We start from the raw sequence: 25021 nt of genomic DNA on the forward strand, positions 1-25021 counted from the left end.
TTTAACTTTACTGTTGGCCGACAAGGACTCGAACCCTGAATAAGACAACCAAAATGTCCTGTGTTACCATTACACCATCGGCCAAAACCGTAAACAGTGGTGCAAAAGTAATGCGGCTAATTCATGTTGTCAAGCTTTTCTGGAAAAAAATTAAATGCTTTTTATTTCAACACCCGATGCGATTTTCTTCACAAGGCCTTGAAGCACCTTTCCAGGGCCACATTCGATAAACGTTTCTGCGCCGTCATTTACCATCTGCTCAATGGTTTGCGTCCATCTTACGGGTGCGGTAAGCTGTGAAATGAGGTTTTCTTTAATGACGTTTACTTCGGTTGCCGGCATGGCATTTACATTTTGATAAATCGCACAAATAGGCGCTTCAAATTCTGCTGCATGGATGGCTGAGGCCAATTCTTCCCGCGCAGGCTCCATCAAAGGCGAGTGAAATGCACCGCCGACTGGCAAAATCAATGCTCTTTTGGCCCCAGCCGCCTTCAAAAGCTCACATGCTTTCTCAACGCCTTCAAACGTGCCTGAAATCACGACTTGTCCTGGACAGTTATAATTGGCCGGAACTACAATTTCGTCAGTAATGCCTGCACAAACCTCCTCAATAATGTTATCTGCCAGTCCCAGGATTGCCGCCATGGTCGAAGGGCGTATTTCACAGGCTTTCTGCATGGCATCTGCCCGCTTTGCTACCAGTTTTAATCCATCTTCAAATGACAGTGCGCCTGCGGCAACCAGTGCGGAAAATTCGCCGAGTGAATGGCCAGCCACCATATTGGGAGTAAAATCGGGGCTGATCTTCGCCAGGATCACGGAATGTATAAAGATGGCAGGCTGCGTCACATTTGTCTGTTTCAGCTCCTCGTCAGAACCTTCGAACATGATTTTGGTTATATCAAAACCAAGAATGCTATTGGCCTGATCAAATAGTGTTTTAGCCGAATCTGACGATTGATATAGATCGAGTCCCATTCCTTTGAACTGAGAACCCTGTCCCGGGAAAATGTATGCACTTTTCATAATGATCGTTTCGTTTGGGGATTTGATAAAAAAAGCCCGGTCGTTCAGACCGGGCTACAAAGGAAATACTTCGATGGCAAAGAAAAAAGACGTGCCTATCTGATGATCTGCACCCAGCCTTTAAGCGTTGTGGGCGTGCTTTCTCTTTTTGAGGATTCAAAGAAGATGGTTACTTCATAATAATATTGTCCGGCAGCCAGGTCTTTTCCGCCATTGGTTTTTCCATTCCAGTTGATGTTGACGTCCTTGGTTGTAAACACCTGTGCACCCCATCTGTTGAATGCTTTGAATTCAAGGGACTGTACAAAAGCCGGGCATTCGTAAGGCTCAAAAACGTCATTTTTGCCATCTGCATTTGGGGTAAACACATTGGGCAGCACGTACATCGGGCAGTTGTCCTTGCATACAATGTTGCTGGGGGCGCTTTCGGCACCAAACCGGTTTACAGCAGTCACATAGTAACATCCTGCGAAGGAAGTAAGGCCCTCATGCGCAAATGTGGTTGCCAGAGGAGATGGCGGCGTGGTAACGGTCGCGATCAATGTGGGCGTCTCGCCTTCGTAGCGGGCATAATAAATGCGGTAAGCTGAAACATTCGGGTCACAGTCTTTTCCATTCACTGATTGCGGGTAAGTCCAGGACAGGTGATTGGTCAGGCCGGTTGGGCTGCAGAATGCTTCCGGATGTGCCTGCAACGAATCACAATTCAGCAGATCTATGGCCAGAACAGGCGGACAAGGCTTGGTTGTATCGGATGAAGAAACACACAGGATCTGTGAGAAGTTGTATAGCAAAGCAGGTTTGATCTGCCGGTTGTTATACGAGCCAACGGTTTCCACTTTGTAACAATAAGTTGAATCACTGACGATGGTGGTGTTAACGGTTCCATCTGCCGCATATTTATCCGAACCATCGTCTGTAAAAGTGAACGTTTGCGGACCTTGCACGGTCACATCAGCAATGCGGTTGAATGTTCCGGGCCGCCTTTTGTCTTCGCGGTAAACCCGGTGCGTCTGGTTGCCATTTTCCCAGGGAACAAGCGCCGACCAGTTCAGACGGATGCGGTTAGGCTCAGCGGCACCTTGTTCCAACCTGACAGAACTGGCTGTTTTAATATCATCCATTTTAACCAGCTGCCCGCCTTGTGTAGCGTAATATTCGAGCTTGTAGTTATAGGCATTCGCCAATGTGTTCAGGTTTCTGTCCACGAAAATGGTGTCAGCAGCGCCTGGGGTAAGGTTAGTGTTAATGGTCGCGATCTGAGTAAATGCCGTTCCGTTTTGTCCTACTGCCCTGAACAGGCGATATTGTGCAGGAAGTCCGGACGAAGCCGCAGGTTTTGTCCATTTTACTGTAATAACCCCTTTTGTTTCACTCGTAGAATCAACCGTAACATTTGTAATAACAGGAGCCAGCATCGGCAAATTCAAGCAGAACTCATCAGATGCAATACTTTCGCCGCCGCCGATCAGGCTTCCGGGCTCATTCACATTGGTGCCCGGACGGGGGAATTCAACAACGATCCTGTAACTGTAAGAAATGCCTGCACGAAGTCCTTCACCATTGTTGTTGTCCAGGAACGTAGTTTGGTTCACTGCAACCCTGCCCACTTCTTCATAGCCTGATCCCGCCGGAATGCCGGTTATACAAACATCTTCCGGAATATCGGCGCAGCCTTCTCTCCTGTAAACAACAATTCTGGCGCCTGCCACCTGGCATTTATAGGAAGTCCAGTTGAGGCGATAAGCGGTTCCGGCCGGGTCTGTTGTTGCTACGGCTCTCAGTCCGAGCGGTTTCGGGCCGTAGACTTTAATGCTAAGCGTGGTCATATCCACGAGTTTTCGGAACAAATTCGGATTGGTGTTGGCCCCTGGCGCGTCTTCTACTTTAAATAATACATCATAGGGCTCCAAACGAATGTGGTTACACGAGGTTTGCCACGTGAATTGTCCGGTAATGTTGCCTATGCCCGATTGCTGCGGCACTGTAAAGCGGGCCAGTTCCGGGCTTACCAATGTTCTTTCGTACACACCGCCGGTAGACGTAAGGTTCAGTTTATCGCCGTTTTTATCCGTCGCCTTGATTTGCTGGTTAATAAGCGTTCCGGCTTCCACACAAATATCCGGGAGCGGTTCTGCGCGCGGCCTGTCGTTTCGTGCATCTTCCACAATGATCTGCATATCGCGCACGATCTCGCCTATGAGCACGCCATCGCGCCATTCTTCCACTACAAAGGCAACATTATAATATCCTTTTGTAACCGGGGCATCCCAGGTTAAATCACCCGTAAGCCGGTTAATGCCAAAGGTTGCCGGGGAAGCACCATTTTCAGTTTGTCCCGGAGCACCGATCTGGTTTGGGTTAACATATTGCAAATTAACGCCTGCACCATTGGAAGTTCCTCTTTGCGGCGTGTACAGGCGATATGCAAGACTGTCGCCATCCGCGTCAAATGCATTCGGGTTGTGAATATAACGCTGTCCTACGGCAGCCAGGTCAATGGGCGCATTAAGGAGCACGGGCGTCTGGTTTAAACCGAAACTTGCGTTGATTTCCAGAATGGTGCTCACGTAAAAGTTAAGATTTTGCGTAGGCGGCGGACCAATGTTCAGGATGCCGTTGTTCCGGTTGTCTTCTTCAAATGATATCCGGAATTTCCCCGCCGAAGGAAAGGTGTACCGGACAATGTAGACGTTCTGGGTTGTGTTGTTTCCAATGTTGATGATGGGCAAAATCCGCGGCGCTTCTATCGGACCGTTGCTGCCCACATAAAACTGCACGAAGTTCTGCGCATTGGCAGCGCCTTCTCCGTTTTGCATATCGAAATATGCCGTTAGTTTGATTTCGTAAGTCAGGGAAGTTGCAGAAACCCGTTTTGCCGTAATCTCGCCCGCGCGAATGTGTGTCGCATTGGCCTCAAAGCCAATTCCCAGCAAAATCAGAAAAAAAGAGAATAATAATAACCGTAAAGCAGATCGCATAAATATATCAGAGTCGAACTTTTTAAGATAGAGGTCCAGGCAGAAATACATCTGCCAAGCTATTGATTCAACGAAATTTTAAATAAAAATGTGTGCAGCCGAAGTTAATAAAACAGGCGTTATTGTAAACTTACAAAACAAGTTTATAAAACATATATGTATTGCCATAAACTAGCGCTATGGCAATACAATGGGAAGAAGTAAGGATTTCGGCCTATCTGATGATCTGCACCCAGCCTTTGAGTGTTGTGGGCGCGCTTTCTCTTTTTGAGGATTCAAAGAAGATGGTTACTTCATAATAATATTGTCCTGCGGCGAGGTCTTTTCCGCCATTGGTTTTACCATTCCAATTAATGTTCACGTCCTTGGTTGTAAACACCTGTGCACCCCATCTGTTGAATGCTTTGAATTCAAGTGACTGCACAAAAGCCGGGCATTCGTAGGGCTCAAAAACGTCATTTTTGCCGTCTGCATTCGGCGTAAACACATTGGGCAGCACATACATCGGGCAATTGTCTTTGCAAACAATGTTGCTGGGGGCACTTTCCGCACCAAACCGGTTCACGGCAGTCACATAGTAACATCCTGCAAAAGAAGTAAGGCCCTCATGCGCAAATGTGGTTGCCAATGGCGATGGCGGCGTGGTAACGGTTGCGATCAATGTGGGCGCATCGCCTTCGTAGCGGGCATAGTAAATGCGGTAAGCCGAAACGTTCGGGTCACAGTCTTTTCCATTCACTGATTGCGGGTAAGTCCAGGACAGGTGATTGGTCAGGCCGGTTGGGCTGCAGAATGCTTCCGGATGTGCTTGCAACGAATCACAATTCAGCAGATCTATGGCCAGAACAGGTGGACAAGGCTTGGTTGTATCAGATGAAGAAACACACAGGATCTGTGAGAAGTTGTATAGCAAAGCAGGTTTGATCTGCCTGTTGTTATACGATCCAACGGTTTCCACTTTGTAACAATAAGTTGAATCACTGACAATGGTGGTGTTAACCGTTCCATCTGCTGCATATTTATCCGAACCATCGTCTGTAAAATTGAACGTTTGCGGACCTTGCACGGTCACATCGGCAATGCGGTTGAATGTTCCCGGCCGCCTTTTGTCTTCGCGGTAAACGCGGTGCGTCTGGTTGCCATTTTCCCAGGGAACGAGAGCCGACCAATTCAGACGGATGCGGTTGGGCTCGGCAGCGCCTTGTTCCAACCTTACAGAACTGGCTGTTTTAATGTCGTCCATTTTAACCAGCTGCCCGCCTTGTGTGGCGTAATATTCGAGCTTGTAGTTATAGGCATTCGCCAATGTGTTCAGGTTTCTGTCCACGAAGATTGTGTCGGCAGCACCTGGGGTAAGGTTTGTGTTGATGGAAGCAATTTGTGTAAATGCCGTTCCGTTTTGTCCTACTGCCCTAAGCAGGCGATATTGTGCAGGAAGTCCGGATGAAGCCGCAGGTTTTGTCCATTTTACTGTAATAACCCCTTTTGTTTCACTGGTAGAGTCAACAGTAACATTTGTAATAACGGGAGCCAGCATAGGCAAATTCAAGCAGAACTCATCAGACGCAATGCTTTCGCCGCCGCCTACCAAGCTGCCCGGCTCATTAATGTTCGTTCCGGGGCGGGGGAATTCAACAACGATCCTGTAACTGTAAGAAATGCCGGCACGAAGTCCTTCACCATTGTTGTTGTCCAGGAATGTCGTCTGATCCACCGCAACCCTGCCCACTTCTTCATAACCCGATCCCGCCGGAATGCCGGTCAAACAAGGTTGAACAGGAATATCCGAACATCCTTCCCGCCTGTAAATAACGATCCTTGCACCTGGAACCGGGCATTTATAGGAAGTCCAGTTGAGCCGGTAAGCAGTTCCGGCCGGGTCTGTGGCTGCTACAGCTCTTAGTCCGAGCGGTTTCGGTCCGTAAACTTTAATGCTGAGCGTGGTCATATCCACCAGCTTGCGGAAAAGGCTCGGATTCGTTCCGGGGGATGGCGCGTCCTCCACTTTGAAAAGCACGTCATAAGGCTCCAATCGAATGTGATCGCAGCCGGTCTGCCACACAAATTGCCCGGTCACCTGACCAGCCGTATTTTGTCCCGGCACATTAAACGAAGCCAATGCCGGTTTGATCAGAGAACCCTGGTATACACCTCCTGTACTGGTCAGAATCAACGGGTTCCCGTCTTTGTCAACTGCTTTTATCTGCTGATTAATTCGTGTTCCCGCCTCCACGCAAATCACAGGAAGGGGATCAATGGTCGGTCTTGCATTGCGGGCATCTTCCACCAGGATCTGCATATCGCGCACAATCTGGCCGATCCGCACCCCATCGCGCCATTCCTCCACCACGAAAGCAACATTATACTGGCCTTTGGTCACAGGCGCATCCCAGACCAGATCGCCCGTTATGGCATCGATACTGAATGTGGCAGGAGAACCCCCGGCTTCCGTTCTGCCCGGAGGGGTTACCATATTGGGATCTTTGTAAGGAATGTTCAGGCCGTTTCCTCTTCCGTCGCCACTTTGGGGAGTGAATAATTTGAAAGACAAGCTGTCCCCATCAGCGTCAAATGCATTGGGATTGTGAATATATCGCTGCCCTACTGCCGCAAGGTCAATGGGTGCATTTAACAGAATCGGTGTTTGGTTTGTGCCGATGGCGGTGTTAATTTCCAGTGTTGTATGCACGTAGAAATTAATTCCGTCGGTCTGCACGCCATCTCTTAAATTAAGGGTGTTGGCGTTTCTGTTATCCATTTCCGCCGAGATCTCGTAGGTTCCGGCAGCGGGGAATGTGAATATGGTAACATACTCATTGAAAGTGGTGTTATTTCCAATGTTGCGTATCGTAGCCCTGATCCGGTCCACTTTTCTGGGTCCTTCGCTTCCGAAATAGAAATTGATGTCGTTGGCTGATTCCGCGGCTTGCCTTCCACGGTCAGAAACGTCAAAATAAGCTGACAGGCGTATTTCGTAAGTGAGTGACGAGATCCTTCTGGCCGTAATCTCTCCCGCCCGGAAGTGCGTCGCATGCGCATTGAAAGTGGCAAATAGCAAGAGTAATAAACAAAGTATCGGGAGGAATCGTAGAGAAGGACGCATACGAGTAAATTAATGGATCGCCGTTATAGAAAGGTGAACGAAAAATATCGTCAAAAATGTGTATGATTTTGGCATACTAAGTAATTCTTAATAATGATTATAAATAATCGGCTGCTATACAAAAATGGAAAGGTTTTTTTGCCTTGCTTAGGTTTGTGATATACCTTTGAAAGGTTCTAAATATACCTAATTTTTTTGCACTAAAACGATTCGTTTTTCATATGTCGTGGTTTTCACAAACGTTAACGAGCTCTATTGGTAAGAAACTTCTGATGGCTCTTACCGGATTATTTTTGATAAGCTTTCTGGTGATTCATGCCACAATAAATGCTATGATTTTTTACAATGACGGAGGGGAAACCTTTACGCATTGGGGGCATTTTATGGGTACAAACCCCATCGTACGGACGCTTGAGATCGGCCTGGTTGCCGGGTTCCTGATCCACATTGTGGATGGACTTATTCTCTGGAAAAACAATGCATCGGCCCGTCCGGTTAAGTATGCTGTAAACAATCCATCTGCGAACAGCACCTGGTATTCCAGAAGCATGGGTTTGCTAGGCACATTGCTGTTGATATTTCTGGTGATCCATACTGCACATTTCTGGATCCCTAACCGTACCAACCAGTTCACCACAGGCGAGGAGCTGAATCTTTACCAAATGATGCTGGATATCTTCCAAAATCCGCTTGTTGTACTTATTTATGTCCTGGGCTGCATTTCGCTGTTCTGGCATTTGCTCCACGGCTTTAAAAGTGCATTTCAGACTTTGGGACTGAACCACATCAAGTATAATGGTGCGATCAACTTTCTGGGAACGGCTTTTTCTATTGTTGTCCCGATCCTGTTTGCTTTGATGCCGATTTCCATTTACCTGGGATGGGTTTATTAATAGGCTGCCGACGATGCAGCTGTTTTCAATTAACTTTTTGATTAAATAACATTCAATATATGGCAACTTCATCTAGTCTGGATGCCAAAATACCACAGGGGCCGATTGAAACGAAATGGAGTAAATACAAGTCTTCGGTTCCTCTCGTAAACCCTGCCAATAAGCGTAATCTCGAAATTATTGTAGTAGGAACAGGTTTAGCGGGAGCTTCGGCCGCTGCTACGCTTGCGGAAATGGGCTATAAGGTAAAAGCATTCTGTTTTCAGGATTCCCCACGTCGCGCGCACTCCATTGCTGCACAAGGCGGGATTAATGCTGCAAAAAATTACCAGAACGATGGTGACTCGGTTTACCGTCTTTTTTACGATACGATTAAAGGAGGTGACTACCGTTCGAGAGAAGGGAATGTGCATCGCCTGGCCGAGGTTTCGGGAAATATTATTGACCAATGCGTTGCAGCAGGGGTTCCTTTTGCACGCGAATACGGTGGTTTGCTTTCCAACCGTTCTTTCGGTGGAACACAGGTTCAGCGGACATTTTATGCTGCCGGACAAACCGGGCAGCAGTTGTTATTAGGTGCATATTCAGGTTTACAGCGCCAGGTGGGCATGGGAACCGTGAAAATGTACAACCGCCACGAAATGCTGGATGTGGTGAATATCGATGGCAAATGCCGTGGTATCATTGCAAGAAACCTCATTACGGGTGAAATTGAGCGTCACGGCGGCCACGCGGTGTTGCTTTGCACAGGAGGTTACGGAAACGTATTTTACTTATCGACCAACGCCATGGGCAGTAATGTTACTGCTGCGTGGAAGGCGCATAAAAAAGGGGCTTATTTCGGTAACCCTTGCTTTACACAAATTCACCCGACTTGTATCCCGGTTTCAGGAGAGCATCAGTCTAAGCTTACATTGATGTCTGAATCCCTTCGTAATGACGGAAGGATTTGGGTGCCAAAAGCAAAAGGAGATGCCCGTCCCGGAAATGAGATTCCGGAAGAAGAAAGAGATTATTACCTGGAACGTCGTTACCCTGCATTCGGTAACCTGGTTCCGCGTGATATCGCTTCCCGCGCTGCCAAAGAAAGATGTGATGCCGGATATGGTGTAGGAACATCCAAACTGGCTGTTTTTCTTGATTTTGCTGCTGCTGTTGAGCGTTACGGAAGAGGAGAAGCGAACAAAAACAACATTGTAAACGCATCCAAGGAAGATATTCTGACATGGGGTAAGGCTGTTGTAAAAGAAAAATACGGCAACCTGTTCGATATGTACAAGCAAATTACGGGTGAAGATCCATATGAGGTGCCTATGCGTATCTATCCCGCGGTGCATTACACAATGGGAGGACTTTGGGTAGATTATAACCTGATGACCACAGTGCCTGGTTTGTATGCATTGGGAGAAGCGAATTTCTCTGATCACGGTGCAAACCGCTTGGGTGCTTCGGCGCTGATGCAGGGACTTGCGGATGGTTATTTTGTAATTCCTTATACCATTGGTGCTTATCTGGCGAAGGAAATTGGAACTGGTAAAATTCCAACGGACCACCCGGAATTTATTAAGGTTGAAAAAGAAGTTACAGATCGGATTGACACATTGTTGTCGATCCAGGGAAAAACTTCTCCTGAGTTATTCCACCGCCGTCTTGGCAAGATTATGTGGGATAAATGTGGTATGGCGCGTAATGAGCAGGGTTTGAAGCAGGCGATCATTGAAATCCGGGAGCTTCGCAAAGAATTCTGGAAGGATGTGAAAGTAATGGGAGGCAAAAATGAATTCAATCCTGAACTGGATAAGGCCGGCCGCGTTGCTGACTTTATTGAACTGGGTGAGTTGATGTGCATTGATGCCTTGACGCGCGAAGAATCTTGCGGCGGTCACTTCCGCGAAGAGCACCAGACGGAAGAAGGAGAAGCGATGCGTGATGATGACAACTTCATGTTTGTGTCGGCCTGGGAGCATAAAGCGCAAGAGGAGTGGGAGCTGCATAAAGAAGAGTTGATTTACGAGAATATTAAGATTGCCCAAAGGAGTTATAAATAGGAGCCGTTTGGCTGTCGGCATTCGATCAGAGTCGTTTGCAGCCGGCTATCAGCTTGTTTCAATATTATTGGTTAATTACTAACCGTTAACTATTACAACAATGAGTGCAGGTAACATGCATATTAAGCTTAAAGTCTGGAGACAAAGCAATAGCAATACAAAAGGAGATTTTGAAAATTACAGTCTGGACCACGTATCCCCGGATATGTCTTTTCTGGAAATGTTTGACGTCCTCAACGAGCAACTGATTGAGGAAGGCAAGGAGCCGGTAGCATTTGACCACGATTGCCGCGAGGGAATTTGTGGAATGTGTTCCATGTACATCAACGGAAGGGCTCATGGACCATTGAAAGGCGTAACAACTTGCCAGTTGCACATGCGCTCGTTCAATGACGGAGATACGATCGTAGTTGAGCCTTGGAGAGCACAGGCATTCCCTGTCATTAAGGATCTTGTTGTGGACCGCGATGCGTTCGACAGAGTGATTTCTGCGGGAGGCTTTGTTTCGGTAAACACCGGTAATGCGCAGGATGCCAACAGCCTTCCGATTCCAAAAGTGGCTGCGGATGAAGCGTTTGCAGCAGCAGCTTGTATCGCTTGCGGTGCTTGCGTGGCAGCTTGTAAGAATGCGTCTGCCATGCTTTTTGTTTCTGCAAAAATTTCTCAGCTGGCATTGCTTCCGCAAGGACAGGCAGAAAGAAGCATTCGCGCAGAGAAAATGGTAGCGCAAATGGATGCAGAAGGATTCGGGAACTGTACGAACACAGGCGCATGCTCTGCGGAGTGTCCTAAGGAGATCGGACAGGAAAACATTGCCCGTATGAACCGCGAATATATTGGCGCTAAGCTTTCATCTTCGGCAGTTTAATATACCGAGTTATTTAGTATAGCACATAAAAAAGCAGGCCGCTAATTCAATTTAGCGGCCTGCTTTCGTTTTATACTTTATGTTGCTTACTTCTTTTTAGTAGAATCAGCTTTTGAAGCATTGCTTCCTTTGTATTCTTTGTTCAGGCCGTCAAGGATCTTTTGTGTTACGTCCAATGATGGATTAGCAAACAAAATCCCACCGCCTAACGAGTAACCCAAAACGTATTCGAAACCATTCTCTTTGTTGTATTTCTCAATATAAGAACGGATGTTTTTGTAAAGCTCCTCGTTTTTCTTAGCCTCTTCCTGCCCAAGCGCTTGTGCGGATTGGTCACGGTAAGCAACCAGGTCCTGCTGTTTTTTCATCAATTGCGCCTCTGTCGAGCGTGCTTGCTCAGGCGTCATTGTTTGTGCTCTCTGCTGAAAAAACTGAACTTCATTCTGCAATGAACGGCCTTTTGTATTCAATTCGTTTTCAAGCTGGAAGTTCTTATTTTCCAGTTCTTTTCTTGTATCCTTAAAGAATTCGTAGTTTTTCAACAAAGAATCAACCTGAACATACACGGTTTTACGACCTGCTACTACACCACCATCTGCTGTTGCACCTGCATCTCCCGAAGGCTTACCTGAAAAATGTAAAAAGAATAACACCGCCACAGCCAGGGAAAGCACGATGTTCCAAATCAATGAAGTATTGTTGTTCACGTTTTTTGAGTTTTGTTTTTTTGAACGAGCCGCAAAGATAATAATTTGTGTTTAAGTACAATGAATATCAGAGGCTGTGTAACAATTACGCGGCGTTTTATAAAGATATGCTTTTAGGCGGTGCAGAAATGAACATCCGGCGCACGAGCTGCCCCGATAATCCGGCCAATCCGCCCGTCAACCCGCCTATTAATGCTGAAACCAGCAGGAGCAATATGCCATTGGGCAAAGAAAATATGCCTGCAATCCGGTCGGACATGGCACCGTCGGAAATGAAGTGTAAATAAAAGCCATAAGCCATCCATAATAGCCCAACAGCCGCAAATCCTGTCCAGAATGCATTGGCTGCATTGGTTTGCCTTAGTAGGAAAACTAAAAATGGCACGATGGCTACCACCCACCACGGGGCGAAAATTTGCAGCAATGCGGTCACCACTAATATGATCAGGAAATTCATGAGGATTAAGGTTTTTGAAGCTTTACACTGGATGTCATACGCGGATGCTTCTGAGCTGGTTCAAGTAGATAGATGAGCTCATTAAGCTCCCCGTTTTCCCATTTTTTTAACAAATTCAAATAATAAGGACTTCCCGGGTTCCCCGATTGTCCGCCCGGATAAATGCCATAAGCCCGTGGCACAGGCCCCAGCTCCACCACCATCCGCCAGGAAGGTCCGTTCCGTTTTGTAATCGCATTTACAATGCTGCGGCCACCACCCACTTTCAACGGCGGCGCATTAAATGGTTTAAGGCTTCTGCTCAAATGCCTGATTTCCGTCCCTTTCACCTTCGCCCACTGCCACGATTGGCTCATCGGGCCGTGGTGCTTGGTTAAGGTGTCGAGTGCCGCTTTAAAGCTGCTTACCGTCAGATCGGCCAGCGTTTCCTTTTCAGGGGTTGCAATGTTGTCAAACCATTTTTTATCAGGCTCGTGGATGATCATATATAATGTTCGGTCACGCGTAGGATATTCCAGGTTTTCACCGAATTCGTCATTCCATATGCCAGCGTGCAGCAATGGCATCCATTCTTCAAAAATAGAGGTAGCAACCGATTCAGGTGCGTTTTGATAGTTCCAGTTAGCCAGTGTGATGGCTGCGGCTTTCTGAGAGGGAGTTAATGTTTTTGGTTTTAATATTTCCAATAGTTTCGGTAAAATGTTTCTTGCCAAAACACTGAAATTATCGTTTTGTAACATTCTCAAACTATCGGCATTGGCGCTTGTCATGGACATTAGTCGCTCATTAATACGCACGCCGCGTTCCGTGGGAGCGAAAACCCAGTTGATAAAATAAGGATAGGAGGGATCAGTGGAGGATTGGTTTGCACTGCTGACGAAACCTCTTTTCGGATTTTTCACATATGGATTCTGTGCTGCCGGGATCCAGCCCTGCCAGTCTTCCGATGCATTCGTGCCATCAAGTACAAATTTCCCTTGTTCCTTGTATTTCAATGGCAACTTGCCATTTACAGTAAGCGCAATATTCTTGCTGTTATCTGCAAAAATAAAATTTTGCGCGGGGCCCACATAATAGGTCAGTGCCTTGCGGTAATCGTCATAATTTTTGGCCTTATTCAGCTCATAAAATGTCAGAAAGCTATTTCCGGCCTCGTGTCCAATCCATTTGATGGCTAATTCCGGATGTTTTCCCGAGCTGTTGTCTGTTTCTGTAACCGGTCCGTGATGGGTGTATATAACTTCCTCTTCGTAAGGCTGCGCCTGTCCCTTCACATGAATTTGCTCCATGCGTTTCCTGGTCGGTTTCCATTGGTTATCATGCCAGTATTGCGCCCTGGATTCGTCTTTGAATTTTATTTTATATAAATCAAAAACATCTGCATCCGTATTGGTAACACCCCAGGCCACATGCTGATTGAAACCGATAATCACACTCGGAATACCTGGCAGCGAAACGCCATAAACATTCATCGACGGCGAATGCAGTTGAACCTGATACCAAATGGACGGCAATGTGAGTTCCAGGTGCGGATCATTGGCAAGGATAGGATAGCCGGTGATCGATTTCTCCGCGCTCACTGCCCAGTTATTACTGCCAATCCCCTCCGGTTTCGCTTCCCGTTGCGTTAATGCACCGGGAATTTTTTTGAATCGGGCCAGACTGTCGCTGTTGGCATGATTACTAGGCTTTCCAGGAATAGGAAGCGGCTCGAAATCCCACTTCGTCCCTGACGGAATGATAGGGCTTTCCTGGAACATTGGATAATCCGGGAACAGATCATTGACCACTTTTTCGCCGTACTTCTTCAAGACATTGCTCATATTGAGCTCATTGGACCGCCCGGCCAATGTTAATGTCATCTGTTCCAGCATATACATCGTATTGATCGGCTTCCATGCTTCCGGCTTGTAACCCAGCAGCTTAAACTCAATGGGATAATCTTTCGGCGCGAGCTGGTCAATATACGCATTCACGCCAGCGGTATACCCTAGCAGCGCTTCCCTTGATTGCGGGTCTTTCATAGCCACCTGAATGTTGGCTTCGGCACCATAACGCATACCCAGCCGCCTGCTTTGCTGGTCCATTTCCAATGTTGCCTTGCCCAGCACTTCCGAAAGTCTCCCCGAGGCAGCGCGTATTTGCAAGTCCATTTGCCAAAGTCGGTCCTTAGCCGTTACAAAGCCCTGTGCGTAGAAAAGGTCAAAGTTGTTTTTGGCAAAAATATGGGCAACACCCGCGTCGTCGTAACGGATCGTCACTTCCTCTTTCAGTCCGCTGAGTTTCAGGATTTCTTCCCCTCCCTTATCAATGACCTTGTCGCCATTTTGCCCAAACCCAGTAAACGGACTCAAAAACGGGCCTAATGCGGGAGCCGGGCCGAGGGGCTTGTTCAGGAAATAAACAAGGCAAATTGTCGCAGCGAGTGAAACAAAAGCTTTCAAATACTTCATAGAGGGAGAATTGGGTGGCGCACTTTTAAAAGTCGCGCGGCATCAGGAAACTACTTGCACAATAGCCTCAACGAGAGCCAGATCGGCATACATAACCGAATGTTCGTCGGGAATGCCACCTGCCATAGAAATGTCTGCCGGGAAGTATTTCTGTCGACCCGGACGGAATGCCTTGGCCGTCAGATGCAGCGAATGCACACCAGCCGCCGCTAACTGGGCAGCATTATCATGGTTTACACCAGCTCCCGCCATGATTTCGATTGAATCCCCTGCTTCCTTTGAAAGCTGTTCCAGCAGCGCAATGCCTTCCACTGCGGTTGGTTTCTGGCCGGAGGTCAGAATGCGCTCAGCGCCTGTTTCAATTACTGCTTTCAATGCTTTAACAGGGTCAGGCGTAAGGTCAAATGCGCGGTGGAATGTCACTTTCATAGGTTTCGCATGCTCTACGAGCGACTTCGTACGAGTGACATCGACCTGGCCGTCACTGGTTAAAATGCCTAATACTACACCATTTGCCCCTAATTTTTTAGCCAGATCAATATCCTTTCTCATGATTTCTTCCTCGAAAATATCGTAAACGAAATCGCCGCCACGGGGCCTGATCATGACAAAAATATCGATATCAATGTGTTGTCTTACGAGTTCTATCAAGCCTGCGCTGGGCGTTGTCCCGCCTTCGCCCAGTCCGCCGCACAATTCAATCCTCCCTGCGCCGCCAGCCTGTGCATTGATACAAGATTCCAAAGAATAAGCGCAAACTTCAATAGTCATAATATTGCTTTTATAATGATTGGGAAAATTACAAAAAGGTTTTCAGGATTGAAGACAGTGGCTGGGAATTGTACGCAAAGGCTTAGGCATATCTGCTGCGACTTTATTGGCTTCTTGAATATTGTAACTGGTTGGTAAATAGAGGATTAGTAATATTGGGAAAATTAAATTTTGAGGGAAGCAATTATTTTTGTTTTTTTTCGCTTTAAGCTTTTAAAAGATGTCAAATTTTTTACTTTTGCAGAAAAGTAAGTAACTATTAATAGGCGAAAATATTATGTACTGGACTCTCGAACTCGCGTCATATCTTGAAGATGCTCCCTGGCCAGCTACCAAAGACGAGCTAATTGACTTTGCAATCAGAACAGGCGCTCCGTTAGAAGTAGTTGAAAACCTACAGGAGCTTGAAGATGACGGTCAGCCTTATGAAAGCATTGAAGAAATTTGGCCCGATTATCCCACCAAAGACGATTTCTTTTTCAACGAAGATGAATACTAGATAGAGAGGACGGCACTAACCAGTGCCGTTTTTTTTGTCCCAATGCCCGAAAACTTTTACAGAATCTGCTGCGCATTATTTTTTTTATCTGATAAAAGGAATGTAAATTGTTAGCGTTATCATAGTTCAGATATCTATCCATTCCAACCGATGGAGCTTCGATTATTGAAAGAGTTGGTTAAGAAAGGTGAGGGTGAACATTTGGAATTCAAGTTGAAATCCAATCACCCGGAAAAGATCGTCCGTGAGGTTGTGGCATTTGCTAACTCCGGTGGTGGGAAACTCTTCGTCGGGGTGGGAGACGACAAAACGATAAAAGGCCTGAAAGATGCGGAGGAAGATGAGTACACACTCACGAAGGCCATCGACAAACTTATTTATCCCAAAATCAGCTATAAAAAAGAAAGGATCCCGGTAAGTTCGGACCGCGATGTGCTCGTGCTGACCATTCCCAAAAGTATTGATAAGCCGCATTATGTGGTGGACAACACGGGAAACCGGCAGGCTTATATCCGCGTTGAAGACAAATCAATCCAGGCTAGCCGGGAAATGAAAGAAATCATGCGCAGGGGAAGAGGCGAGCGGGATATCCGTTTTCAGTATGGTGATAAGGAGGAAAAGCTGATGAAGCTTCTGGACGAAAAGGAATCTGTTACGGTGGATCTGTTTGCTGCCTTCGCTGGAATTCCGAGAAAAATTGCTTCCAACACTTTGGTCGTGATGGTGCTGGCGCGGATCCTGGAAGTGCATCCGCACGAAATGATCGATAAGTTTACGATGTCAATGGCTTATCAATCCAATTAGTATCAAAAAAATAAAAATCCCGGCTCTGCACCATTTGCTGTCCATAGCAATGTGCGGAGCCGGGATTTTATATGCTTGATTTTAGAAAGGAAGATCGTCCGATTCGTCTTCGCTGAATGTGGTTACGGGTGGTAATGGCTGACCGCCTGCGTTCGAGCCTGAGTTGCCGCTTCCTGCTTTGTCCACTTTCCATGCCTTAACCTCGGTATACCAGCGAGAATTGTATTCGCGGCTTTCCACGTCGATCGACGCCGTTACCTGGTCGTTGATCTGCAAGTTGGCCTGGTCGATTTTATCTCCCCACAGCGCGATGCATACTTTTTTAGGATATTGAGAAGGGATCTCCAGAATGAATTCCTGCTTGCGCCAAGCTCCGTTTTTTCCCTGTCCTGTTACTTCGGGAAGCAAAGCGATGACCGTTCCTGTTAATTCCATTATGATTATATTTTTTAGTGCCTGAAAAAAATGTGATGCCAAAAGTAAGGTTTTTGAACTTTGATTGCAAAGCAAACAACAACCTATCCGATGGCCTGTTCCAGATCGGCTATCAGGTCTTCCACGTCTTCAATTCCGACACTGAGGCGGATTAATGTGTCTTTTAAGCCTGTTTTGAGCCTCTCTTCTTTGGGAATGCTGGCGTGCGTCATACTAGCCGGATGCGTGCAAAGCGATTCCACGCCTCCCAATGATTCGCCTAAGGAAAAAACTTCCAGGTTTTCCATCACGCGCACGGCTTCTTCATACACATCGCCTTTTAATTCAAATGACAACATGCCGCCATAACCGCGCATTTGCCTGCTGGCCAGGTCATAGGATGGGTGCGAGGGCAGCCCGGGATAGTAAACCTTTCCAACTTTTGGATGCGCTTCGAGCCATTGGGCCACTTCCAATGCGTTTTCACAATGCCGCTGCATGCGGATATGCAGTGTTTTTATTCCTCTCAAAACCAAAAAACAATCCTGCGGACCCGGAACCGCGCCGCTGGCATTTTGAATGAATGCCAATTGCTTAGCCAGCTCGTCATCATTGGTAATCAACGCGCCCATCACCGTGTCTGAATGCCCGCCGAGATATTTTGTCACCGAATGCATGACGATATCGGCGTGCATATCCAGCGGATTCTGCAAATAGGGCGAGGCAAATGTATTGTCGACAACGCTGTGAAACCCTTTTTCCCGGCAGAGATTGGTTATGGCTTTAATGTTCACGATTTTGAGCAGCGGATTGGTGGGCGTTTCGATCCATATCATTTTGGTTTTCTCAGAAATTGCGTTCCTCACATTTGTAACATTGCTCATATCCACAAATTTGAAAACCATTCCGAATGGCTCAAAAATGCGTTTCATAATGCGGTAGGTGCCCCCGTAAATGTCGTTGGTGGCGATAATTTCGTCGCCGGGCTTGTATAATTTCAGCACCGCGTCGGTGGCAGCGAGCCCGGATGCGTAGCAAATGCCGTGTTTGCCATTTTCCAATGCGGCAAGTGCATTTTGCAATGCGGTTCGCGTGGGATTATGGGTGCGGGAATATTCGTAGCCCTTATGCTTGCCCGGACTCTCCTGCACGTAGGTGGACGTCTGGTAAATGGGCGTCATAATAGCGCCGGTGGTCGGGTCCGGCTCCACGCCGGCATGTATGGCTTTTGTTGCGAATTTCATGTTTGTGATTTTGTTTGCCACGGATGCACCGCGCGGCGGACCGTGGCAAGAAGAACAAGGCATAAAGTCAAGATTAGGAAAAACCTTTTAACCAAACAAGTGGTTATCATTATACGCGGAACGAACTAAAAAGTTAAACAGAAAAGCATTGGAGACTTCCTCCCCCAAAAAGTTATCATTACCCGTCATCATAAGCATCCTGCTGACGGTGGTTCCGCTTGTTACAACCTCCATAGCAACGGCCTGGGCCGTTGGGCATGAGAGTCAGCTGCGCAGCTGGCCTTTTGAATGGTGGGTTATCGCAACGCTTATATTAACATTGGCATCCTCCGTCGCACTTACTCCGCCCACGTTTCTGGCATTGGTTTACGGATATTTCCTGGGATGGACCGCATTACCCTTGCTTTTTGGCTTGAATTTGGGCGCAATCGCTATCATTTACGCTTCTGCTAATTTCCTGCACGCATCTTCCATCCGCGGTTATCTGATCCAGGTTTACCCGCAAGTGAACTCGCTGCTCCGCAGGTTTTATCAAAATGAATTAAGGCTGATATTTTTCGCTAAACTTTCACCCGTTCTGCCTTTCGCCATTACCAACCTTTTTTTCGCTATGGCAGGCGCGCGGTTCAAACAAGTGATTGCTGGCGGGACGCTGGGAATGATTCCGCGAACGGTCCTGGCAGTTTGGGCGGGCCGTGAAGCGCGTGACATTCGTTATCTGCTGGAACATCCTAATGAGGGTTTAGCGACAAAAATTATATTGATCCTCCTCATCGTCGTCTCGACAATTGGCATCGGTTATTTCTTCAAAGACAAGAAGATAGCAGAATAATCACATTACGCTTTTCAAAGCGGCTCTCCTTTGGTAATATCGTACAATAAATAGGCATAAAACGACATAAATCCAGTGGTTCGATCCTGTTTCTTTGTCATAAAGTTATAATTGTCCGAAAAGTTTAATGAAATCCTTACCATTCGTCGATCTCGTCATCGTTATTGCCTACCTGGTTGGGATGGTTGGTGTCGGCATTTATTTTTCGCGCAACAACAACAGCACCGACCAGTTTACGAAAGCTTCGGGCAAAATTCCGGGCTGGGCAATAGGAATCTCCATTTACGCTACTTTTTTAAGCAGCAACACATTTTTAGGCGTTCCCGGAAAAGCTTATGGGAGCAACTGGAATTCGTTTGTTTTCAGCTTATCCATGCCATTTGCTGCCTGGGTTGCAACGAAGTTTTTCATTCCTTTTTACAGAAATACAGGAGCAGTTTCTGCTTATACGCATCTGGAAGAGCGTTTTGGTCCCTGGGCAAGAACTTATGCCGTAGTCTGCTTTTTGCTTACTCAACTGGCCAGAATGGGTTCTATCTTTTTTGGAATTGCATTGAGTCTTCAGGCGCTTACGGGTTACCCCATGTCTACAATCATGATCGTAGTGGGCATTTGCATTGTGCTTTACACGGTAATGGGCGGAATGGAGGCGGTGATCTGGACGGAGGTTGTGCAAGGGGTGATTAAAACGGTGGGCGCATTTGTAATTCTTTACCTGGTGGTGTCAGGAATGGAAGGAGGTTTTCCAAAGATCGTGGAAATCGGTAAGGCCAATGACAAATTTAGTCTGGGGAGTTTTGCGCCTGATTTTACGCAAGCATCGTTTTGGGTGGTGCTGCTATATGGGTTTTTCATGAACCTGAACAATTTCGGCATGGACCAGAATTACGTCCAACGCTATCATACGACCTCGTCGATTAAAGAGGCAGCCAGTTCGGTTTGGCTTTGCGTTTATCTTTATTTGCCCGTTTCGCTGATATTTTTTTTACTTGGATCTTGTCTTTACGCATACTACCAAAGCAATCCTGAGCTGCTCAACATTGTACGCATGCAGGTGGCAACAGAACGATTGCCGAACGGCTCTTCCCAGGCCATTGCCCAATTGGCTTCCACATTGACCCCAGCCGATTATGGCGATAAGGTAATGCCGCATTTTATGGTTAACAAAGTGCCCGTGGGCTTGCTAGGACTCATTATTGCCGCCATTATGTCTGCTGCAATGAGCACGATCAGCTCTGGCATGAATGCATCGGCAACCGTATTCTCTGTGGATATTTATCAAAAATATATCAAATCGGATCTCACACAAAAGGAGTCGTTGCGGCTGCTATACATTGCTACGACGGTTTTCGGACTGCTGGGAATGATCACCGGAATTGCCATGATCGGGGTGAAAAGTGTGCTGGATGTGTGGTGGATGCTTTCGGGAATTTTCGCCGGTGGAATGCTGGGGCTATTCTTACTGGGCATTGTATCAAGATCAACTAAAAACACGGAAGCGCTGACTGCCACATTAATAGGCATTGCGGTTATTATCTGGATGACATTTTCTACACAACTTCCCGCCCAATATGAATATCTGCGTAACCCGCTGCATCAGAATATGATCATGGTCGTAGGCACGCTTACGATATTTTTAACCGGCATGTTGCTGACGAGGCTGAAAGGCAAAACGCAGCCGGAAGAAGAAGTTTTTGCAGACAAACACTAACACAATACATTCGACATCAATATCATGAACTACGCAACACCCTCCTCTGACTCATTGCCCCAAGGATTCATCCCTGTTATGTTAACCCCGTTTCTTAAATCAGGAGCGGTGGATTATGTTGGATTAAGAGCATTAACAGAGCTGTATCTGGAAGCCGGTGCAACGGGCTTGTTTGCCAATTGCTTGTCAAGTGAAATGTTTGAATTGTCGGAGCAGGAGCGCCTGGATGTAACTCAGACTGTTGTGGATCAGGTGGATGGCCGGGTGCCGGTGGTTGCAACGGGCACTTTTCCTGGAAGTGTAGCCGAGCAGGCGGCATTTACAAAACGTATATATGCAACCGGTGTGCAGGCTGTAATCGTCATTACGGGACTTATGGCCGAAGAAACAGAATCAGATGAGGTTTTTACCAGCCGCATTCTTGAACTGATCTCGCTTACAGATAGCATTCCTCTTGGACTGTATGAGTGTCCCGTTCCTTACAAACGATTGATTAACAGTAAAATACTGGAAACGCTCATGTTGACGGGCCGCATCATTTACCATAAAGATACCAGTCTGGATCTGGATGAAGTGAAGCGGCGGATAGCCGTCGCGGATGGACATAAGTTTGGTCTTTACGATGCCTATATGGTGAATGCAGTGGCATCGCTCCGGGCGGGCGCTGCGGGGCTATCGTGCATTCAAGGTAATATTTTTCCGGAGCTTGTCGTCTGGATATGTGAGCATTACAATGATCCGGCGGCAGCGGATGCGCTTGCCGAAGTGCAGCAGTTTCTGGAAGATTCCATGGACGTTGTCCACTCCGCTTATCCTACGATTGCCAAGTACAGCCTGAAACGCCGCGGCTTCCCGATCTCCACTTACACAAGAAGGGAAGTGGATGCATTAACGCCCGCATTACAGTCACAAATGGACGAATTGCTGGAAGAAGTGGAGCATTTACAGGCATCATTAGGCATTACCAGCATTTTTAAAAAGAACCTGGTTAAATAAAAAACCATTTCTACCCTTAATTCTTAAAGCTATGGATTTCCCAAATCAACACATTCTTTATCAGATCAAACAGGGGGATGAGGCTGCTTTCACGCAACTTTGCTCATACTTTTACTTTCCTGCGGTGAAATTCTGCACAGTGATTTTAAAAGATCAAAAAGAGGCTGAAACGATTACGGAAAGCGTTTTTGCAAGAATTTGGGACCAGCGTGTTGACATTAAAGCAGAGGAAAATTTTCAGGCTTATCTTTTTTTAAATTTAAAAAGTGAAATCTTTTGCCAGATGAACCGCTACAACAATCCGGCGGCCAAGGAAAGATTTTTGAACAAGATCCATTCTTTCAGCAGCAATCAGGCATTTTCGACCAGCCATAAGAAGTAACCATAGTAAATTAAAATAATTGCCGGATTTGATATAACTATTTTAAACTTTTTACGATAAACGTAGATAGATATTCCAAAAAATTTCTTTTTAGATTGAATGTTGGCAACATAATGTTGTCAAGAAGATTTTTAAAAATGAAACCGCACTTTCATAAAGTTCCGATTGCGTCCCGGACTTCTTTCAGCATCCGCCACGACAAAGATTCCGGCTTCGGCACAGTATGGCATTACCATCCTGAATTGGAGCTTCATTACCTGATTAAGGGAACCGGCGTGCGGTTCATCGGAGATAATATCAGCAATTTTTCAGACGGAGAGCTCATTCTGCTGGGCGAAAACCTGCCGCACACCTGGCGTGTTGAAGAGGGTTCGAGCAATACAGCTGTGGAGGTGATCATTGTTCACTTTTTGCCTAATTGTCTGGGAAGTGAATTGCTACAATTGCCGGAAGCGTATCAAATCCCCAAACTTTACGAAAAAGCGCGGCGCGGACTTTTGATTAAAGGCAAAGCAAAGGAGGGGATTATTCCATTGATGAAAGCGGCCGTTAATGCGCAAAACCTGGACAGGCTGATTGCATTGCTTTCTATATTAAAGATTCTGGCGGAAGCAACAGATTTAGAAACCATCGCATCGGCACACGCCTTTTACAAATCCAATGATTCGGAAACGTTGCGGCTTAACAAAATATATGCCTATACGCTCTCAAACTACCGAAACGACATTTCCTTGCAGGACGTCGCGTCCATTGCGAACCTTGGGATAACTTCCTTTTGCCGTTATTTCAAATTAATGACCAAGAAGACTTACAATGATTTTCTGGTGGAAATCCGCATCAGCCAGGCTTGCCGGTTTTTGATTGAGGATAAATTGGCGACAGAAGTGATTTGCTTTGAGTGCGGCTTTAATAATGTTTCCAACTTTTACCGGCATTTCAAGAAAGTGACGGATATGACGCCATTGGAATACAAAAGAAAATATTTGTATAAAACCGCACCCGAGCTGATCTAACGGCTACCGGTCGTGCATTTTCATCCATTCATCCATCGAAAGCTTGCCGGAACCGACAACGGCGAAAGTGACTACCAGAATCAATGTGATCATGGAAAGCCAGAGTTCGGAGTTCAGGTAAGAAAATCCTGAGCGAAAGTTGACGAAAAATACCGCGACGAGCAAGATTGGAATTTGAATGATCGCAGAAATGCGTGTAAGGCAACCAAGTGCGATCAGAAATCCACCAAAAATATGTGCGAACGCTACGTAATGCACAGATGCAACCGTATACAAATGAAGATCAAGTCCTGTTACCAGCTTCGATAAGCGCGTGGTGTCGCTGATAAAGCTGATGCCTTTCACAAACAGAAATACTCCCAAAGCAATACGAACTATATCCAGCCATGCCGGATGATGCGTATCGCCCCAATGCTCGATTCGGTTCATCATGTTCATAACTTCTAAAAGTTTTGGTTTTCAGAAAGTTATACATTCGAATGGATTATGTCAAGAGATAATTTATCTTTTCCAAGGCTCTAATCGATGAGCGAAGTGTGTTTGGTATCCTTCATTTTGAAATAAATGATGAGCGAGATAAATATGCACCCAGTAACATACCAGTAATAGTAACTTTCATGACCCAAGTTCTTCGCCCAGAGCGCCAAATATTCTGCCGTCCCGCCGAAAACTGCAACCGTAATCGAGTACGGGAGCCCCACGCCCAAAGCCCGCACTTCCACGGGAAAAAGCTCTGCTTTTACAACTGCGTTAATGGAAGTATAGCCGCTCACAATGATGAGCGCCGCCATAAGCAGGCCAAATGCCGACCACATATCCGTCGTGTGGCTTAATGTGCTTAGCAACGGATAAGTGAAGATCGTCCCCAGCACACCAAATGAAATCAGCAGCGGACGACGGCCTATTTTATCGCTCAATGCTCCGAAAACGGGCTGCAAAAGCGCAAAGATCAACAAAGAGCAGAATGTCAGGATCGTCGATTGATATTTGGTCAGGCCGACGGTGTTAACCAGAAACTTCTGCATGTAAGTGGTGTATGTATAAAAGGCAAGTGTGCCGCCTAATGTTAACCCAACCACAACCAGAATGGCCTTAGGATGCTTCAAAAGCTCTTTCAGAGACCCTTTTTTCTTGATCGTTTCCTCTTTGGCAATGAATGCCTCAGTTTCATTTAAATGCGTCCGCAGGTAAAGGGCGACCAGCGAAAGTGCAGCGCCAACCACAAAAGGGATGCGCCAGCCCCATTCGTGCATTTGCTTATCATCCAGAAATACATTTTGAAGAATAAGCTGTAAGCCCAATGCCAGCAACTGGCCACCTATTAATGTCACATATTGAAAGCTGGAATAGAATCCACGCCGCTCTTTGGTAGCGACTTCGCTCAGATACGTGGCGGAAGTTCCATATTCACCTCCCACGCTTAACCCTTGCAAAAGCCTGGCAACCAGCAATAAAATAGGCGCTGCTATGCCAATGCTGTTATAACCCGGCAGAAATGCAATCAGCAATGAGCCAAACGACATTAGCAGCACCGACAATGTCATAGCCTCTTTTCTCCCTTTCGTATCAGCCAGTTTACCAAAAATATAGCCACCGATCGGGCGCATGAGAAAGCCCACGGCGAAGATTCCGGCGGTGTTGAGAAGCTGAACAGTGGGATTGGAATCGGGGAAAAAGCTGTTGGCAAAATAGAGGGAAAAAGCGGAATAGGCGTACCAGTCGTACCATTCAACCAAGTTTCCGGCGGAGCCGCCCATAATGGCTTTCAGGCGCCAGTTTGTATCATTCTTCTGTAAAGTTTGCTGCATGCGGCGGG

At 46.6% G+C, this 25021-nt stretch carries 21 protein-coding genes and 1 tRNA gene; 10 read left to right on the plus strand and 12 right to left on the minus strand.

Going from position 1 to position 25021, the window contains the following annotated elements; translation table 11 throughout:
* Nucleotides 1-13: 13 nt before the first annotated feature.
* The 4 genes from L0660_RS20815 to L0660_RS20830 form a co-directional block, all read right to left on the minus strand.
* A tRNA-Gln gene (locus L0660_RS20815) sits at nucleotides 14-84 on the minus strand.
* 66 nt (nucleotides 85-150) lie between these two features.
* Nucleotides 151-1029: an ACP S-malonyltransferase gene (gene fabD / locus L0660_RS20820; RefSeq protein WP_233794765.1), complete on the minus strand. Its 879-nt coding sequence runs from the start codon at nucleotides 1027-1029 to the stop codon at nucleotides 151-153.
* A gap of 95 nt (nucleotides 1030-1124) precedes the next feature.
* Nucleotides 1125-4010, minus strand: a complete 2886-nt coding sequence (locus tag L0660_RS20825) for a gliding motility-associated C-terminal domain-containing protein (RefSeq protein WP_235161178.1) — start codon at nucleotides 4008-4010, stop codon at nucleotides 1125-1127.
* A gap of 214 nt (nucleotides 4011-4224) precedes the next feature.
* Nucleotides 4225-7068, minus strand: a complete 2844-nt coding sequence (locus L0660_RS20830) for a gliding motility-associated C-terminal domain-containing protein (protein ID WP_235161179.1) — start codon at nucleotides 7066-7068, stop codon at nucleotides 4225-4227.
* A gap of 266 nt (nucleotides 7069-7334) precedes the next feature.
* On the opposite strand from L0660_RS20830, the gene L0660_RS20835 reads away from it, so the two are divergent.
* From L0660_RS20835 to L0660_RS20845, 3 genes are all read left to right on the plus strand, one after another.
* Nucleotides 7335-8006 carry a succinate dehydrogenase cytochrome b subunit gene (locus L0660_RS20835; protein ID WP_026629476.1) on the plus strand — a complete coding sequence of 224 codons (672 nt, stop codon included), beginning with the start codon at nucleotides 7335-7337 and terminating at the stop codon, nucleotides 8004-8006.
* Nucleotides 8007-8065: 59 nt separating this feature from the next.
* Nucleotides 8066-10054 carry a fumarate reductase/succinate dehydrogenase flavoprotein subunit gene (locus tag L0660_RS20840; RefSeq protein ID WP_235161180.1) on the plus strand — a complete coding sequence of 663 codons (1989 nt, stop codon included), beginning with the start codon at nucleotides 8066-8068 and terminating at the stop codon, nucleotides 10052-10054.
* 115 nt (nucleotides 10055-10169) lie between these two features.
* Nucleotides 10170-10922 carry a succinate dehydrogenase/fumarate reductase iron-sulfur subunit gene (locus L0660_RS20845; protein WP_026629474.1) on the plus strand — a complete coding sequence of 251 codons (753 nt, stop codon included), beginning with the start codon at nucleotides 10170-10172 and terminating at the stop codon, nucleotides 10920-10922.
* Nucleotides 10923-11008: 86 nt separating this feature from the next.
* On the opposite strand, the gene L0660_RS20850 is transcribed toward L0660_RS20845, so the two are convergent.
* The 4 genes from L0660_RS20850 to L0660_RS20865 all read right to left on the minus strand — a co-directional run bounded on the left by L0660_RS20850 (nucleotide 11009) and on the right by L0660_RS20865 (nucleotide 15310).
* Nucleotides 11009-11629, minus strand: coding sequence for an OmpH family outer membrane protein (locus tag L0660_RS20850; protein ID WP_235161181.1), 621 nt, complete (start codon nucleotides 11627-11629; stop codon nucleotides 11009-11011).
* Nucleotides 11630-11726: 97 nt separating this feature from the next.
* Nucleotides 11727-12086, minus strand: coding sequence for a hypothetical protein (locus L0660_RS20855; protein WP_235161182.1), 360 nt, complete (start codon nucleotides 12084-12086; stop codon nucleotides 11727-11729).
* Between the two features lie 5 nt (nucleotides 12087-12091).
* Nucleotides 12092-14539, minus strand: a complete 2448-nt coding sequence (locus L0660_RS20860) for a penicillin acylase family protein (RefSeq protein WP_235161183.1) — start codon at nucleotides 14537-14539, stop codon at nucleotides 12092-12094.
* Nucleotides 14540-14581: 42 nt separating this feature from the next.
* Nucleotides 14582-15310 (minus strand): copper homeostasis protein CutC, encoded by a 729-nt coding sequence (locus L0660_RS20865; protein ID WP_233794772.1) that lies wholly within the window; start codon nucleotides 15308-15310, stop codon nucleotides 14582-14584.
* 277 nt (nucleotides 15311-15587) lie between these two features.
* Here L0660_RS20865 and L0660_RS20870 point away from each other — a divergent pair, with 277 nt between their 5' ends.
* Nucleotides 15588-15809, plus strand: a complete 222-nt coding sequence (locus L0660_RS20870; RefSeq protein WP_013927448.1) for a DUF2795 domain-containing protein — start codon at nucleotides 15588-15590, stop codon at nucleotides 15807-15809.
* A gap of 150 nt (nucleotides 15810-15959) precedes the next feature.
* On the plus strand, nucleotides 15960-16613 hold the full coding sequence (locus tag L0660_RS20875) for a helix-turn-helix domain-containing protein (RefSeq protein WP_235161184.1): 654 nt from the start codon (nucleotides 15960-15962) through the stop codon (nucleotides 16611-16613).
* 81 nt (nucleotides 16614-16694) lie between these two features.
* Here L0660_RS20875 and L0660_RS20880 read toward each other — a convergent pair whose 3' ends face one another.
* Together L0660_RS20880 and L0660_RS20885 are read right to left on the minus strand one after the other, a co-directional pair.
* Complete coding sequence (locus tag L0660_RS20880) at nucleotides 16695-17048, minus strand: DUF3127 domain-containing protein (protein ID WP_233794774.1); 354 nt, start codon at nucleotides 17046-17048, stop codon at nucleotides 16695-16697.
* 83 nt (nucleotides 17049-17131) lie between these two features.
* Complete coding sequence (locus tag L0660_RS20885) at nucleotides 17132-18334, minus strand: cystathionine gamma-synthase (RefSeq protein ID WP_255712401.1); 1203 nt, start codon at nucleotides 18332-18334, stop codon at nucleotides 17132-17134.
* A gap of 85 nt (nucleotides 18335-18419) precedes the next feature.
* Here L0660_RS20885 and L0660_RS20890 point away from each other — a divergent pair, with 85 nt between their 5' ends.
* The 5 genes from L0660_RS20890 to L0660_RS20910 all read left to right on the plus strand — a co-directional run bounded on the left by L0660_RS20890 (nucleotide 18420) and on the right by L0660_RS20910 (nucleotide 23205).
* The gene (locus L0660_RS20890) at nucleotides 18420-19103 is read left to right on the plus strand and encodes a TVP38/TMEM64 family protein (protein WP_235161186.1); all 684 of its coding nucleotides are present in this window, start codon (nucleotides 18420-18422) and stop codon (nucleotides 19101-19103) included.
* Nucleotides 19104-19230: 127 nt separating this feature from the next.
* Nucleotides 19231-20814, plus strand: coding sequence for a sodium:solute symporter (locus tag L0660_RS20895; RefSeq protein WP_235161187.1), 1584 nt, complete (start codon nucleotides 19231-19233; stop codon nucleotides 20812-20814).
* A gap of 24 nt (nucleotides 20815-20838) precedes the next feature.
* On the plus strand, nucleotides 20839-21810 hold the full coding sequence (locus L0660_RS20900; RefSeq protein WP_235161188.1) for a dihydrodipicolinate synthase family protein: 972 nt from the start codon (nucleotides 20839-20841) through the stop codon (nucleotides 21808-21810).
* Nucleotides 21811-21841: 31 nt separating this feature from the next.
* Nucleotides 21842-22192 (plus strand): RNA polymerase sigma factor, encoded by a 351-nt coding sequence (locus tag L0660_RS20905; protein ID WP_235161189.1) that lies wholly within the window; start codon nucleotides 21842-21844, stop codon nucleotides 22190-22192.
* Between the two features lie 137 nt (nucleotides 22193-22329).
* Nucleotides 22330-23205, plus strand: coding sequence for an AraC family transcriptional regulator (locus L0660_RS20910; RefSeq protein ID WP_026629464.1), 876 nt, complete (start codon nucleotides 22330-22332; stop codon nucleotides 23203-23205).
* 3 nt (nucleotides 23206-23208) lie between these two features.
* Here L0660_RS20910 and L0660_RS20915 read toward each other — a convergent pair whose 3' ends face one another.
* On the minus strand, nucleotides 23209-23643 hold the full coding sequence (locus L0660_RS20915) for a DoxX family protein (protein ID WP_233794780.1): 435 nt from the start codon (nucleotides 23641-23643) through the stop codon (nucleotides 23209-23211).
* An 80-nt stretch (nucleotides 23644-23723) separates the two neighbouring features.
* Nucleotides 23724-25013 (minus strand): MFS transporter, encoded by a 1290-nt coding sequence (locus L0660_RS20920; protein WP_235161190.1) that lies wholly within the window; start codon nucleotides 25011-25013, stop codon nucleotides 23724-23726.
* Nucleotides 25014-25021 lie beyond the last annotated feature (8 nt).

The sequence above is a fragment of the Dyadobacter sp. CY351 genome (assembly GCF_021502625.1).
In the GTDB taxonomy this organism is placed as follows: domain Bacteria; phylum Bacteroidota; class Bacteroidia; order Cytophagales; family Spirosomataceae; genus Dyadobacter; species Dyadobacter chenhuakuii.